Here is a 231-nt window from a genome sequence, read left to right on the forward strand (position 1 = left end):
GCAAACGGAATCACCGGGCAGGGCCAGGCGCCCGTGCGCGCGTCCTGCTCGCCGCACATCAGCGACAGCGGCACGGTCAGGCCGTGGTCCACGTCCATCTTGTTGACGATGGTCAGGTCGAAGTCCTGCTGGATCACCGACTGCGCAATGTGGCTGGCCAGTTCCGGATGGCCGATGACCTTGGGCACGGGGCGCGGGCCCCAGCCTTCGTCGGCGGGCTGGTATTCAGCG

1 pseudogene is annotated in these 231 nt (G+C 68.0%); it reads right to left on the reverse strand.

The features are described from left to right. A pseudogene (locus RRF55_RS28160) lies at nucleotides 1-231 on the reverse strand (gallate dioxygenase); the annotation flags it as partial.

Origin of the sequence: Klebsiella sp. K47 (assembly GCF_051858335.1) — a bacterium.
GTDB lineage: Bacteria > Pseudomonadota > Gammaproteobacteria > Enterobacterales > Enterobacteriaceae > Klebsiella > Klebsiella pneumoniae.